11 protein-coding genes are annotated in these 13,840 nt (G+C 54.4%); 3 read left to right on the top strand and 8 right to left on the bottom strand.

The window, feature by feature from the left end:
* Positions 1 to 14 precede the first annotated feature (14 nt).
* Positions 15 to 1,085, top strand: a complete 1,071-nt coding sequence (gene dadX / locus LAC65_RS08405) for a catabolic alanine racemase DadX (RefSeq protein WP_039384712.1) — start codon at positions 15 to 17, stop codon at positions 1,083 to 1,085.
* On the opposite strand, the gene LAC65_RS08400 is transcribed toward dadX, so the two are convergent.
* From LAC65_RS08400 to yeaG, 6 genes are all read right to left on the bottom strand, one after another.
* Complete coding sequence (locus LAC65_RS08400) at positions 1,078 to 2,271, bottom strand: multidrug effflux MFS transporter (RefSeq protein WP_039384710.1); 1,194 nt, start codon at positions 2,269 to 2,271, stop codon at positions 1,078 to 1,080. The two genes, dadX and LAC65_RS08400, sit on opposite strands and share 8 nt — an antisense overlap.
* A 118-nt stretch (positions 2,272 to 2,389) precedes the next feature.
* Positions 2,390 to 3,856, bottom strand: coding sequence for an undecaprenyl-phosphate galactose phosphotransferase WbaP (gene wbaP / locus LAC65_RS08395; RefSeq protein ID WP_039384708.1), 1,467 nt, complete (start codon positions 3,854 to 3,856; stop codon positions 2,390 to 2,392).
* Positions 3,857 to 4,230: 374 nt separating this feature from the next.
* Positions 4,231 to 4,464, bottom strand: a complete 234-nt coding sequence (locus LAC65_RS08390) for a DUF1480 family protein (protein WP_039384706.1) — start codon at positions 4,462 to 4,464, stop codon at positions 4,231 to 4,233.
* A gap of 76 nt (positions 4,465 to 4,540) precedes the next feature.
* Positions 4,541 to 6,268: a potassium/proton antiporter gene (locus LAC65_RS08385; protein WP_039384705.1), complete on the bottom strand. Its 1,728-nt coding sequence runs from the start codon at positions 6,266 to 6,268 to the stop codon at positions 4,541 to 4,543.
* A 227-nt stretch (positions 6,269 to 6,495) separates the two neighbouring features.
* Entirely contained in the window at positions 6,496 to 7,773 is a 1,278-nt protein-coding gene (locus tag LAC65_RS08380) for a YeaH/YhbH family protein (RefSeq protein ID WP_039384703.1), read from the bottom strand.
* A gap of 88 nt (positions 7,774 to 7,861) precedes the next feature.
* A complete protein-coding gene (gene yeaG / locus LAC65_RS08375) occupies positions 7,862 to 9,796 on the bottom strand; it encodes a protein kinase YeaG (RefSeq protein ID WP_065649162.1) in 1,935 nt (644 codons plus the stop codon).
* A gap of 412 nt (positions 9,797 to 10,208) precedes the next feature.
* On the opposite strand from yeaG, the gene LAC65_RS08370 reads away from it, so the two are divergent.
* Together LAC65_RS08370 and LAC65_RS08365 are read left to right on the top strand one after the other, a co-directional pair.
* Entirely contained in the window at positions 10,209 to 10,958 is a 750-nt protein-coding gene (locus LAC65_RS08370; RefSeq protein ID WP_039384700.1) for a MipA/OmpV family protein, read from the top strand.
* Between the two features lie 61 nt (positions 10,959 to 11,019).
* Positions 11,020 to 11,868: an aldo/keto reductase gene (locus tag LAC65_RS08365; protein WP_371328703.1), complete on the top strand. Its 849-nt coding sequence runs from the start codon at positions 11,020 to 11,022 to the stop codon at positions 11,866 to 11,868.
* Here LAC65_RS08365 and LAC65_RS08360 read toward each other — a convergent pair.
* A complete protein-coding gene (locus LAC65_RS08360; protein WP_039384696.1) occupies positions 11,865 to 12,749 on the bottom strand; it encodes a D-hexose-6-phosphate mutarotase in 885 nt (294 codons plus the stop codon). The two genes, LAC65_RS08365 and LAC65_RS08360, sit on opposite strands and share 4 nt — an antisense overlap.
* 73 nt (positions 12,750 to 12,822) lie before the next feature.
* Positions 12,823 to 13,821 (bottom strand): glyceraldehyde-3-phosphate dehydrogenase, encoded by a 999-nt coding sequence (gapA, locus tag LAC65_RS08355; protein WP_039384694.1) that lies wholly within the window; start codon positions 13,819 to 13,821, stop codon positions 12,823 to 12,825.
* Positions 13,822 to 13,840 lie beyond the last annotated feature (19 nt).

Below are 13,840 nucleotides of genomic sequence, written 5' to 3'. Positions count from 1 at the left end.
GGAGAGTTAACACTATGTCACGTCCTGTGCGCGCGTCGGTTAACCGACAGGCGCTGCGTCATAATCTGTCTGTGGTGCGTCAGGCCGCGCCGCAGTCACACGTATGGTCAGTGGTCAAAGCTAACGCCTATGGACACGGCATTGCCCGCGTCTGGCAGGCGCTGGAGAGCACCGACGGTTTTGCGTTACTCAATCTCGAAGAGGCTATTCTGCTGCGCGAGCAGGGATGGAAAAAACCGATTCTGCTGCTGGAAGGTTTTTTCCACGCAGACGATCTGAAGCTTATCGATCGCTACCGGCTGACCACCAGCGTGCACAGTAACTGGCAAATCAAAGCGCTGGCGACCGCACAGCTCTCTGCTCCCGTGGATGTTTACCTGAAAATGAACAGCGGTATGAACCGGCTCGGTTTTCGCCCTGAACAGGTGCATAACGCCTGGCAAAAACTGCGTGCGCTGCCGGGGGTAGGTGAGATCACGCTGATGGCACATTTCGCTGATGCCGATAATCCCGAGGGGGTAGCCGGGCCACTGCAGCGCATTGAGCAGGCAGCTGAAGGCCTGAACTGTCCGCGTTCGCTCGCTAACTCCGCCGCCACGTTGTGGCACCCGCTTACGCATTATGACTGGGTTCGCCCCGGCATCGTGCTGTATGGCGCCTCACCCAGCGGTCGCTGGCAGGATATCGCCGGTACCGGGCTGCAGCCAGCTATGACGCTGAGCAGTGAAATTATCGGCGTGCAGCAGCTGACAGCGGGCGACGGCGTCGGCTACGGCTATCGCTACCGGGCCAGCGGAGCGCAGCGGATTGGTATTGTGGCCTGCGGCTATGCAGATGGTTATCCGCGCCATGCACCTACCGGCACACCGGTATCCGTTGGCGGCGTACGCACCCGCACCCTGGGAACGGTGTCGATGGATATGATGATGATCGATCTCGAACCCTGTCCGCAGGCGGGTATCGGCACCGCCGTTGAGCTGTGGGGTAATGACGTGAAGATTGATGACGTTGCTGCAGCGGCCGGCACGGTCGGGTACGAGCTGATGTGCGCGCTTGCCCCGCGCGTGCCGGTTGAGGTTATTTAAGCGCGGTCACGCTGCCGCGTATTTTACGGCTGCAGCGCCAGGCAATCAGTGCCAGCGCTGCGCCAGTCAGCATCATCAGGGCCAGTGACGATTTTTCCGCGACCGGCAGGGCAACAATCAGCATGCTGCCGCCAGCGCCTCCCGCCATCTGAATAAAGCCCTGCAGCGCTGCGGCTACACCCGCCTGCTGCTGATAGGGTTCCAGCGCATAGCTGGTGGCCGGGCCAACGGTAAAGGCAAGGCCTGCCACCGAGACCGCCACAGGGATCATATAGAGCGCCCAGTGAGGCTGCCATTCAGCAGGCAGAAGGTGAGCGCCCGCCAGCAGCAGTATTGCCCCCAGCAGCATCGTAATAAAGCCCATCGCCAGACAAAATGGCCGGCCCGCTTTGCGGATCGTTTTATTCACAAAGGCGCTGACCAGCATGATCCAGAAGCCGTTGGCCCCAAAGGCAAATGAGAATTGCAGCGGCGTCAGGCCGCCTTCAGTCATCAGCACATGCGGAGCCAGAGAGACGTAGGTCAGCACCATGCCCAGCGCGCCTGCATTGGCAAACGCAAAAGCGAGAAAGCGCGGCTGGCGCAGAATCGCGCCATATTGCGCCAGCGGCAATCCCTTCACCCGCAGCGTATCCGCCGGCCGGGTTTCCGGTAAGGCCACGATCACCAGCAGGCCAATCGCCAGCGCATAGCTGCACAGGAACCAGAAAGGTGCACGCCAGCCATAGGCTTCCGCCAGAAGGCCGCCCAGCAGCGGTGCCAGAGCCGGAACGATGTTTAGCGCGCCATTCAGAAATCCGTAAGCGCGTGCCGCCTCATCGCCGCTCAGGCGATCGCGTACGCCGCTGAATGCCACCACCGCGCTGCAGCAGACGCCGCAGCCCTGAATAATGCGGGCCAGGAAAAATACCGGCCAGAGCGTGGCGGTTGCCGCAACGGCGCTGCCCACGATATAGAGCAGCAGGCCAGCCAGCGCCACGGGCTTGCGGCCAAAGTTGTCCACCAGCGGCCCCGTCACCAGCTGACCTATGCCCATCACCAGCAGGAACAGCGGGATGGTAAGCTGGATCAGGCTCACCGGGGCGTTAAGGCCATCGGCAATCTGCGGCAGAACAGGCAGGTAGAGATCAATACCGAGCGGAGCCAGCAGCACCAGACTCAGCAGAATAAGCGTAAATTTTTGCATGAAGAACCAGAAACGTCCTGTTAAACAGGCGAGAAGGGTAATGAGTCTGCGGATAAAAAGAAAGCGCTAAAGTGAAAAGGCGATGCCTGCCGGACGGCAGGCATCGCACAGAGAGCGGTCAGTAGGCACCGTCGCGGCGCAGTACCACGCCAGCGGTTTTAAACAGAATGGCAATATCGGTCCACAGCGCCCAGTTTTTTACATACCAGGAATCAAAATAGACGCGGGTGTCATAATCGATATCATTACGACCGCTTACCTGCCATAAACCGGTCATACCCGGTTTGGCCATCAGGTAGTAATCAACGTCACCGGCATAGCGCTCCAGTTCAGCTTCGATAACCGGACGCGGCCCCACCAGGCTCATCTCTCCGCGGATCACGTTCCAGAGCTGCGGCAGCTCATCGAGGCTGGTTTTACGCAGGAAGCCGCCGATGCGGGTAACGCGCGGATCGTTTTTCAGCTTAAAGTCACGATCCCATTCGGCCCGCGCCTCTTCGCTGGTGGCCAGCAGCGCCTGCAGGACGTCCTGCGAATTGGTAACCATAGAGCGAAACTTCAGGCATTTAAACTTTGCGCCATCCTGACCTACGCGCTCATGACCGTAGATAGCGTTACCGCCATCGCGTTTCACCATCCAGCAGAGCAGGCCAAATATCGGTGCGAGAAACAGCAGCAGCAGCGACGCTACCACAATATCAAAGGTGCGCTTCAGGAAGCGCGATGAGCGCTTGGCCAGATTATTGCTGACGCGCAGAATCATCACTTCATGACTGAAGATAAATGACATATCGGTACCGTAAAGCGGTACGCCACGCAGCGTCGGGATCACTGAGACAGAGCGGCATTTCATTCTGGAGAGAAACTTCAGCCAGTGATCGCGCACCGCCTGCTGTTCATATTCGGTCGCCACGATAAACTGCGTGTTATCGCGATCCATGGTCTGCCAGTTAATATCCTTGCGGGTGATAACCGGCACGCCGTTGAGTTTATCCGGGGTGTTTTCATCATCCAGTGAGATAAACGCCTGCACGTTATAACCAAGGATCTCTTCACTCTGCAGCGCGGCATAGGCTTCCAGGGCATTTTTGCCTGAGCCGATAATAATGGTCTCTTTCTGCCACTGTCCTGCACGGCTGATCGCCCGTTTTACCATTGCGCGCATCAGCGGCAGCAGCAGCAGCGCCCAGCTCCAGCTGAACACCCAGACCATGCGTGAAAAGTCCCATTTTGAAAAGGCAATCAGCGCCAGATCCAGCAGTGAAAAAACAAACAGCGTTTTAACCACTTCTTTCAGCTCAAACCAGAAAGGTTTGCGGTAGGTGTAGTGCCGCATCCGGACCCAGAACCAGGCGGTGCAGAGTACCGAGAGGCCAAGCTGCGCGATAAACCGGTACTCAATCTGCTGCGGCGGAATAAAGCTGTCCAGCTCTCCCCAGATCCCCTGGACGGTAGCCGCGGATAAAAACAGCGCCAGATTAAGTGCAATAAGATCGGAAAGACTTAATGCGACTTTAGCAATGAGATTTTTGCGCAGGCCGCTCCATGAGCGGCTTGCGTCATTCATTACAATTGTACTTGCCATAACACCCGCTCTCTTTTCTTAAGTAAAAGATGGCCTGACCAGAATCAAGTACGCGCTCAGGGTTAATGGCTGACAGGAAAATAACTTTTGTTATCAGCACACTAACCATTAGTGATCACTCAAGCGCTGCACGGCAAGGGCCGGATAAGACGTGATACAAGTCACGAAAACAGCAGCAACGTTTACGAGTATGCAAGAGGAATCTGACGGAGTTAATATGGAATTACTCTTAAAAGGAAATTATTGACCTGAGGGACTATCAGCTATGTTATTGAAAACAGAGAGATGGTGATGAAAAAGAGGACAAAAAAAGCGTTTTTTTTCAGCAATTTTTAGGAATCACCGCCATACGCAGGCATGACGGTGTGGTGAGATCAGGCGGGGCGATTGAGTACCCAGCGATCCTGCTCTTTATCGTAGTGGCCAATTTTCAAATCGACAGGCTCGCCATCAATCCACGCCGGCACGCTGGTCTCATGATCCCAGCCATCAAGCTGATAGCTCAGGCCCGGGTTAGTCTGGCAGGGGATAGAGACGGTATCAGGTTTATCGCCTCCCATCTCCGCATCAACAATTTCATAGCGACCAATTTTGACTACCGTTCCCATTTTTTGCTCCCGTTTGCTGACTGATAAGTAAAATCATAGTCGCTGCTGACCGCTTCAGGGGCGCTAAAACCTCAGATTATTCTCGCTCTTCGCTGACGCGCACGCCGACTTTCATGATTTTATTATCCTCTTTTTCCGCGACGGTCCAGGTCAGCTGCTTCCACTCCACCTGGTCGCCTACCACCGGCGTGCTGCCGAGCAGGCTCATCACCAGCTGCCCCAGCGACTGTTGATCGCTGGTTTCATCATCCAGCTCCAGGCCATAAATCTGTGCCACGTCCCGCAGGCGTGCATCAGCGTCGAGGATAAAGTCGCCGAAAAAGCGCTGGTCAAGGGCCACCGGCGGCGTCTGACTGAACATTTTACCCAGCGCCGGTAAATCGCGCTCGCGGCCTATGACGCACAGTACATCACCCTCTTTTAGCCGGGTAGCGCCGCTGGGATGCATCAGCGTGTTATCGCGGAACAGCGCCGCAATGCGCGTTTCACGCGGCATTTTGAGATCGCGCAGCGCCGCGCCCACACACCATTTGTCGGCATTGAGCTGGTAGACAAACTGCTCCCACGGATTTTCCGGATGGATATCAAGCCCGATACGGCTGACAGGCGAGGCGAGCGGCGGAACAACCACTCTGGCGCGTTTCGCTGCGTAACCCAGCGACGTTCCCTGCAGCATCAGTGATACCAGCACCACAAAGAAAGCGATATTAAAATAGAGTCTGGCATTCTCCAGTCCCGCCATCATCGGAAACACGGCCAGGATGATCGGCACGGCGCCGCGCAGGCCGACCCAGCTGATAAAAATACGTTCCCGACCGGTGAATCCTTTGAAAGGCAGCAGTCCGACCAGTACCGAAAGCGGGCGGGCCACCAGAATCAGCCAGAGTGAGAGGATCATGGCCGGCAGGGCGATGTGCCACAAATCGGATGGCGTCACCAGCAGCCCCAGCACAATAAACATGCCGATCTGGCTGAGCCAGGCCATGCCATCAAACGTTTGCAGAATGCCGTGGCGGTTGCGGATAGGGCTGTTGCCCAGTAAAAAGCCACACAGATAGACCGCGAGGATCCCGCTGCCCTCCATCACCGTAGTCAGCGCGAATACGATAATGCCACCGCTAAGCGCCAGCAGCGGATAAAGCCCCTGAGCCAGGCTGATACGGTTAACCAGCTGCTGCAGCGCCCACCCGCCGCCGAGGCCAAAGACGATGCCCAGACCAAACTGCTGTACCAGATGTACTACAAACATCCAGCTCAGGCCGCTCTGACCCTGCTGGATCATATCAATCAGCGTGATGGTCAGAAATACCGCCATCGGGTCGTTGCTGCCCGATTCAATCTCCAGCGTAGAGCTGACGCGTTCGTTGAGGCCTTTATCACCCAGCAGAGAAAAAACCGCTGCTGCGTCCGTTGAGCCGATAATGGCGCCAATCAAAAATCCCTGCATCAGGTCGAGTTTAAACAGCCAGGCTGCAATCAAACCGGTCAGGCCGGCGGTGATCATGACGCCGACTGTTGCCAGCGACAGCGCCGGACCGAGCGCGACTTTCAGCGAGCTGGCTTTCGTGCGCATGCCGCCGTCCAGCAGAATAACCGCCAGCGCAAGGTTGGAGACCAGATAGGCTACCGGGTAGTTATCGAAGGCGATACCGCCGATGCCATCCACACCGGTCAGCATACCGAGCGCGAGAAAGATCACCAGAATGGGGATGCCAAGACGCGAGGAAAATGAGCTCAGTAAAATGCTTGCAGCGACCAGCACGGAACCAATAATAAAAAGACTGTAAATCATGCTGGTATTCAATAGCATTCTCCTGCAACCGGGGCAAAACTGACAAGCACGAACAATTCGTACAAATAAGTTCAAAAGATAATGCCTTATCAACGGCTTGTCAGCGCTTAATTTCCTGTTTTTTGTTTATGCGAGCTATGATGACATTAAACAGGAAAATCCTGCAACAGGCGGGTCGTTTTGCGGGTAAACAGGTCGTAATCAGATATAAAAAAGCCGGTCAGTGACCGGCTTACGATTCAGGCCTCGGCAGCCTGCTTGTGGAAAAGCTCCCGGAATACCGGGTAGATATCTTCAGGTTCACGAATATGCTGGATAGCAAAATTGTCAAACATAGCCTGTAAGTGTTCATATTCGCGCCACAGAGTCTGGTGGGCCCGCCGGGTGATCTCGATATAGCTGTAATAGCGTACCACCGGCAAAATATGCTTCGCCAGGATCTCGTGGCATAGCGGCGAATCATCTGCCCAGTTATCTCCGTCTGATGCCTGCGCCGCATAAATATTCCACTGGGACGGGTCATAACGTTCTTTGACCACCTCATCCATCAGCTTCAGCGCGCTGGAAACAATGGTGCCGCCGGTTTCCTGCGAGTAGAAGAACTCCTGTTCATCCACCTCTTTTGCCTGCGTATGGTGACGGATATACACCACTTCAACGTTTTTATAGGTACGACTCAGGAACAGGTAAAGCAGAATATAGAACCGTTTGGCCATATCTTTGGTGGCCTGATCCATAGAGCCGGAGACGTCCATCAGGCAGAACATCACCGCCTGACTGGAGGGTTCAGGACGTTTTTCAAAGTTTTTGTAGCGCAGATCGAAGGTGTCAATAAACGGCACCCGTTCAATACGCGCGCGCAGTTCAGCAATCTCATGACGCAGTCGATCTTCTTCAAGCAGCTGCGCCGGCTCGCTGTTTTCTACCTCATGCAGGGCAGCTTCCAGCTCATGCAGCATACGGCGCTTGCCTGCTGTCATAGCTGTACGCCGGGCGAGCGAGTTCTGTAATGAGCGTACCACGCTGATATTGGCCGGGACGCCGTTTGAGGTAAAACCGGCACGGTGCGTTTTAAACTCATTGAGCTGGCGATGCTGATTTTTGCGCAGGTTCGGCAGCGCCAGGTCTTCAAACAGTAAGTCGAGATACTCATCTTTCGATATCTGAAAGACAAACTCATCCTGCCCCTCACCATCCTGGCTGGCGTTGCCCTGACCACTGCCGCTGCCGCCCGCGCCGCCCTGAGGCCGCTCGACACGGTCATTTTGTACAAAGTGATCGTTGCCGGGATGAACACGATGGCGGCTTCCGCCGCGACCCTGATGAAATACGGGTTCATTGATGTCATCAATCGGGATCGACACCGACTCACCACTCTCTGTATCGGTTACCGAACGCTTGTTGATGGCCTCGGAAATCGACTGCTTGATTTGCGACTTATAACGGCGCAGAAAGCGCTGCCGGTTGACCGCACTCTTGTTTTTACCGTTGAGACGCCGATCGATAAAATAGGCCATGGTTTCCCCTCAACTGCAGTGTAAGCCAGGCCGGAAAGGGTTCTCCGGCCTGATTAACGGCACGCAAGGCGCCGGGCTTACAGATCGATTATGACGATTTACGCACGCGGAGATACCACTCGCAGAGCAGACGCACCTGTTTGCGGGTATAGCCTTTCTCCATCATACGGTCGACAAAATCATCATGTTTTTTCTGCTCATCGGTAGACGTTTTAGTATTGAACGAGATAACCGGCAGCAGCTCCTCAGTATTGGAGAACATTTTTTTCTCAATGACCGTGCGCAGTTTCTCATAGCTGGTCCAGTTTGGATTACGGCCGCTATTTTGCGCCCGGGCGCGAAGAACAAAGTTGACGATTTCATTACGGAAATCTTTTGGATTACTGATACCGGCTGGTTTCTCAATCTTCTCCAGTTCCGCATTAAGCGACTCACGGTCAAACAGTTGCCCGGTATCCGGATCGCGATACTCCTGATCCTGGATCCAGAAGTCGGCATAAGTGACATAGCGGTCAAAGATATTCTGACCATATTCAGAATAGGACTCCAGATAAGCGGTCTGGATCTCTTTACCGATAAACTCCGCATATTTCGGAATTAAATAACCCTTCAGATGCTCCAGATATTTCTCTGCCTGATCCTGCGGAAACTGCTCCCGCTCAATCTGCTGCTCCAGCACGTAAAAGAGGTGAACCGGGTTAGCCGCCACTTCAGTGTGATCAAAGTTGAACACGCGCGACAGAATTTTGAAGGCAAAACGGGTTGAGAGGCCATTCATCCCTTCGTCGACGCCCGCGTAGTCGTGATACTCCTGCCAGGATTTTGCTTTGGGATCGGTATCCTTCAGGCTTTCACCGTCATACACCCGCATTTTCGAGTAGATGCTGGAGTTTTCCGGCTCTTTCATGCGCGACAGGATAGTGAAACGGGCCAGCGTTTCAAGTGTGCCAGGGGCGCAGGGCGCAGTGGTGAGATCGCTATGGTTAAGCAGCTTCTCGTAAATCTTGATCTCTTCTGAAACGCGCAGGCAGTAGGGCACCTTAACGATATAGACACGGTCGAGGAAGGCTTCATTATTCTTATTGTTGCGGAAGGTGACCCACTCCGATTCGTTGGAGTGCGCCAGAATAATGCCGTTAAAAGGCAGAGCGGAAATGCCTTCAGTACCGTTGTAGTTGCCTTCCTGCGTAGCAGTCAGCAGCGGGTGCAGCACCTTAATCGGCGCTTTGAACATCTCTACGAATTCCATGATGCCCTGGTTCGCGCGGCAGAGCGCACCAGAGTAACCATAGGCATCCGGATCGTTTTGCGCATGATTCTCAAGCTTGCGAATATCAACCTTACCTACCAGCGCGGAGATATCCTGGTTGTTTTCATCACCGGGTTCAGTTTTAGCGATAGCCAGCTGTTCCAGAATTGATGGCCACACTTTTACCACTTTGAAGCGGGTGATATCGCCACCAAATTCATGCAGGCGTTTTGCTGCCCACGGCGACATAATGGTGCCAAGGTAGCGCCGCGGTACGCCATACTCTTTCTCCAGAATATTGGCATCTTCCTGCGGGTTAAACAGGCACAGCGGATGATCGTTAACCGGGCTGCGTTCGCCATCGGCACTCAGTACATAAATAGGCACGCGCTGCATCAGCGCTTTTAAACGTTCAGCGAGAGAGGATTTACCGCCGCCCACCGGACCGAGTAAATAGAGGATCTGCTTCTTCTCCTCCAGCCCCTGCGCCGCATGTTTCAGGTAGGAGACGATCTGTTCAATCGCTTCCTCCATACCGTAGAACTCTTCAAACGCCGGGTAACGGCCAATAACACGATTCGAGAAGATACGGGAAAGGCGTGGCTCCTGAGCGGTATCAACCATAACGGGCTCACCAATAGCCGTTAACAGTCGTTCTGCCGCATTGGCGTATGCACTGCGATCCTGCTTACAGATAGTAAGAAATTCCTGCAGTGTGAACTCTTCGTCCTTGGCAGCTTCATAACGCTGACGATAGTGATCGAATATATTCATAGCGATGCCCGTCCTGTTAGAATTGTTGGGAACAATAAGCGTAACCTTACAAACAGTGGTGCCAACCTCTCAATTTTAAGGATATAAATCTCTCTGCTTCTCTATTGTTATGAGCGTGTATCGGATAAAGATCAAGTAGTAAGTGGCGCAGGATTAAACGATTAGCGCACAAAAAACGCGCAAATTTCCGCATATTGTTTTAAGCCACGAGCGTTTTGCGAAATATTCGCCTGTGAGGATGGGAGACGGCCTGTAAAGATGCCAACAACTCTGTTCGGTATAAGCTGCGTAAATTTCTGCAAGATGTGAAGAGCGGCAGAATTAGCCATTACGGTTAACAGCAGATTGCCTCTGTTGCAAAATATTCGCTAGACTGCAAAAGCAATTAGTGACTTAACAGGCAAAATATATAGTGAACACCTTTAAACTTTCTGCGTTTATGCTGCTGTCTCCCGCGCTGGTGACCGCATTTACTGCTCATGCTGACCCGCTGTCGCTGGGCGCCTCTGTTATCTATGCTCAATCGCCTTATCGTGGCGGACAGGATCGCTATCTGCCCGTACCGGTTATCAACTATGAAGGCGAAAACTTCTGGTTTCGCAGCCTGCAGGGCGGCTATTACCTGTGGAAAGACCCGCAGAATCAGCTGTCGCTGACGCTGCTCGGTTCGCCACAGCAGTATGACCCGGATGATAACGATCTTGGCGATATGAAATCTCTGGATAAGCGCCGGATGACGCTAATGGCGGGTGGCACTTATCGTCATGTTGCAGAGTGGGGCATCCTGCGCACGGCATTACTGGGTGATGTGCTGAATAACAGTAATGGCATCATCTGGGATCTGACGTATCTCTACCGCTTTGAGTTTGGCGCATTCAGCCTGACGCCCGGTATCGGGGCCCTGTGGAACAGCGCAAATCAAAACCGTTACTACTACGGCGTTTCTTCGCATGAGAGTGCCCGTAGCGGTATCGCCACCTACCGGCCCGATGACAGCTGGTCGCCCTATGTCGAGCTGAACGCCAGCTACCAGCTTACCCAAAACTGGAACGCCAGTTTTTCCGGGCGCTACACCCGCTTTGATGATGAGGTTAAAGACAGCCCGATGGTCGATAAAAACGGCCAGGTCACGCTCTGGACCGGCCTCAGCTACAGCTTCTGATGCACTATCGCAACGCCTGATATCAGGCGTTGTTTTTTTATAGCCGTACCGCGCAGGAGGGATGATGCAAAACGTCTGGATCAATGGTGCTTCGCTGCCCGCTATCGGGCAGGGAACCTGGTATATGGGGGAAAACCCCGCGCTGCGTGCTCAGGAGATCGCTGCGCTGCAGGCGGGGCTTGCTGCCGGATTACAGGTGATAGATACGGCCGAAATGTACGCTGACGGGGAAGCTGAGAGAGTGGTGGGTGAAGCGCTGCAGGGACGACGTGATAGCGCCTGGCTGGTTTCCAAAGTCTATCCGTGGAACGCCAGCGAAGCTGATATCACCGGAGCCTGTGAGCGCAGCCTGCAGCGACTTAAAACCGACTACCTCGATCTTTATCTGCTGCACTGGCGCGGTAATATCCCGCTGGAGGAGACCCTTCGCGGCATGGAGAAACTGGTGGCGCAGGGAAAGATACGCAGCTGGGGCGTATCAAATTTTGACAGCGATGATATGGAAGAGCTGTGGGCAGAAGAGGGCGGCTTCTCCTGCGCGACGAACCAGGTGCTGTATCATCTTGCATCCCGCGGCATTGAGCATACGCTGCTGCCGCTCTGCCAGCAGCGCGCCATGCCGGTAATGGCTTATTGCCCGCTGGCCCAGGCGGGGCGGCTGCGACAGGCGCTGTTTGATAATGCGCAGCTGCTGGCGCTGGCACGGGATAAGCAGATTAGTGTGGCGCAGCTGCTGCTGAGCTGGGCGATCCGGCATGAGGGTCTCATAGCGATACCTAAAGCAGGCAGCGTCGCGCACGTTCAGGAAAACGCTGCGGCGCTGAACATCACGCTCAGCGCCGAAGAGATCGCGTTGCTCGACCAGCTGTTTCCTGCTCCGCAGCAGCGCATGCCGCTGGATGTGGTTTAAGCTGGCTTAGCGCTGCGCACGCGTAAGGTTGTCCCCAGGCGGGCAGGTGTTTCGCCCGCGCTTTTTAGCGGCTTAGTGATGCGCGCCGTCTCGACGCAGACCATGCGCTTGTAGCCGTCATTCGGCATATCCGCCATGCTGCAGGAGAGTTCAGGACCCGGGTTCCAGGTGACAACGTCACTTTGATAGTGATGATAAACTTCAATCTGCCTGCCGCCGCTGCTGTCTTTGATCACGCTGCACTCGTCAGGCGCAGTATAAATACGGTCAATCCGTCCCGGGTAGCGCTGTACGCCGCTACTGTTTTCACCCGGTGAGTTATCCGCCACTTTATCGATAAACGTCTTACCCAGCCCGCTGACTGCGGTCTCAGCGATATCCGCTACGCTAAAATAAGCATGCAGCGCGGCTGTCGCGTCGAAATCGCCCCAGGCTTCAAGTTCAATCTCGCACTGATCGGCCAGCCGGAAACGGGCCAGCAGCGTAAAGTCGTGAGGCCAGAGCTTTTTCGTCTGGCTGTTACTTTCCAGCGTAAAGGTCAGCATGACGGCATCGTCATTTTCATCGTGTGCTGTCAGCGTCCATGGCTGGGTGCGGGCAAATCCGTGAGCCGGTTCACCGGCAGGGCCAAACCACGGCCAGCAGATCGGCACGCCGCCGCGAATCGCTTTACCTGCTTTAAACGCACTTTTATCACTCAGCCAGAGAACAGGCTGCTGACCGCTGGGCTGCCAGGCGAGCAGATGCGCGCCCTGAAGCGCGATAGCCGCACGAACTTTCGGATGACTGATAATCACGACCGGCAGGTCATCCTGCTGACGCAGCGACAGGTAAGGGGTTATCTGCTCTGTCACAGGCAGTGTAAAAAGCGTATTTGGCATCGTTCAGCCTCTGTTTATCTGGTCGAAAAAAAAAGGGCGACCGAAGTCACCCTTATTGATATAGCCTGGTCGCTTATTTAGCAGCAACCAGAGCAATCAGGTCGAGAACCTTGTTGGAATAACCGGTTTCGTTATCGTACCAGGAAACCAGTTTCACAAAGTTATCATTCAGCGCGATACCTGCTTTGGCATCGAATACTGAAGTCAGTACTTCGCCGTTGAAGTCAGTAGAAACCACGTCATCTTCAACATAGCCCAGTACATCTTTCATTTCGCCTTCTGAAGCCGCTTTGATAGCTTCACAGATCTCTTTGTAGGTCGCTGCTTTTTCCAGACGAACGGTCAGGTCAACCACAGAGACGTTAGGCGTAGGAACGCGGAAAGCCATACCGGTCAGTTTACCGTTCAGCTCTGGCAGTACTTTACCAACCGCTTTTGCTGCGCCAGTAGACGATGGGATGATGTTCTGTGCTGCACCGCGGCCGCCGCGCCAGTCTTTATGTGACGGACCATCAACGGTTTTCTGGGTAGCAGTGGTGGCGTGAACGGTGGTCATCAGGCCTTCAACGATACCGAATTTATCGTTGATGACTTTTGCCAGCGGTGCCAGGCAGTTGGTGGTGCAGGATGCGTTAGACACGATATCCTGGCCAGCATATTTATCAAAGTTGGCACCGCGTACAAACATCGGGGTGTCATCTTTAGATGGACCGGTCAGAACCACTTTCTTTGCACCGGCAGAGATATGCTTACGTGCGGTTTCGTCAGTCAGGAAGATCCCGGTTGCTTCAGCAACAACGTCAACGCCTGCTTCGTCCCACTTGAGGTTAGCCGGGTCTCTCTCAGCGGTAACACGGATTTTTTTGCCGTTAACAATCAGCGCGCCATCCTGTACTTCTACGGTGCCGTCAAAACGACCATGGGTAGAATCGTACTTCAGCATGTAAGCCATGTAATCGGCGTCGAGCAGATCGTTGATCGCGACGATTTCGATGTCTGAACGCTGCTGAGCAGCACGGAAAACGATGCGACCGATACGGCCAAAACCGTTGATACCTACTTTGATAGTCATATATTCCACCAGCTATTTG

Origin of the sequence: Pantoea eucrina (assembly GCF_020079945.1) — a bacterium.
In the GTDB taxonomy this organism is placed as follows: Bacteria; Pseudomonadota; Gammaproteobacteria; order Enterobacterales; family Enterobacteriaceae; genus Pantoea; species Pantoea eucrina.
Note: the sequence above shows the minus strand (reverse complement) of the source record. Positions and strands in the feature narration are given on the sequence as shown.

Coding starts and splice junctions, on each gene's coding strand:
- dadX (WP_039384712.1), top strand. CDS start 15: ATGTCACGTCCTGTGCGCGCGTCGGTTAACCGACAGGCGCTGCGTCAT.
- LAC65_RS08400 (WP_039384710.1), bottom strand. CDS start 2,271: ATGCAAAAATTTACGCTTATTCTGCTGAGTCTGGTGCTGCTGGCTCCG.
- wbaP (WP_039384708.1), bottom strand. CDS start 3,856: ATGGCAAGTACAATTGTAATGAATGACGCAAGCCGCTCATGGAGCGGC.
- LAC65_RS08390 (WP_039384706.1), bottom strand. CDS start 4,464: ATGGGAACGGTAGTCAAAATTGGTCGCTATGAAATTGTTGATGCGGAG.
- LAC65_RS08380 (WP_039384703.1), bottom strand. CDS start 7,773: ATGGCCTATTTTATCGATCGGCGTCTCAACGGTAAAAACAAGAGTGCG.
- yeaG (WP_065649162.1), bottom strand. CDS start 9,796: ATGAATATATTCGATCACTATCGTCAGCGTTATGAAGCTGCCAAGGAC.
- LAC65_RS08365 (WP_371328703.1), top strand. CDS start 11,020: ATGATGCAAAACGTCTGGATCAATGGTGCTTCGCTGCCCGCTATCGGG.
- LAC65_RS08360 (WP_039384696.1), bottom strand. CDS start 12,749: ATGCCAAATACGCTTTTTACACTGCCTGTGACAGAGCAGATAACCCCT.
- gapA (WP_039384694.1), bottom strand. CDS start 13,821: ATGACTATCAAAGTAGGTATCAACGGTTTTGGCCGTATCGGTCGCATC.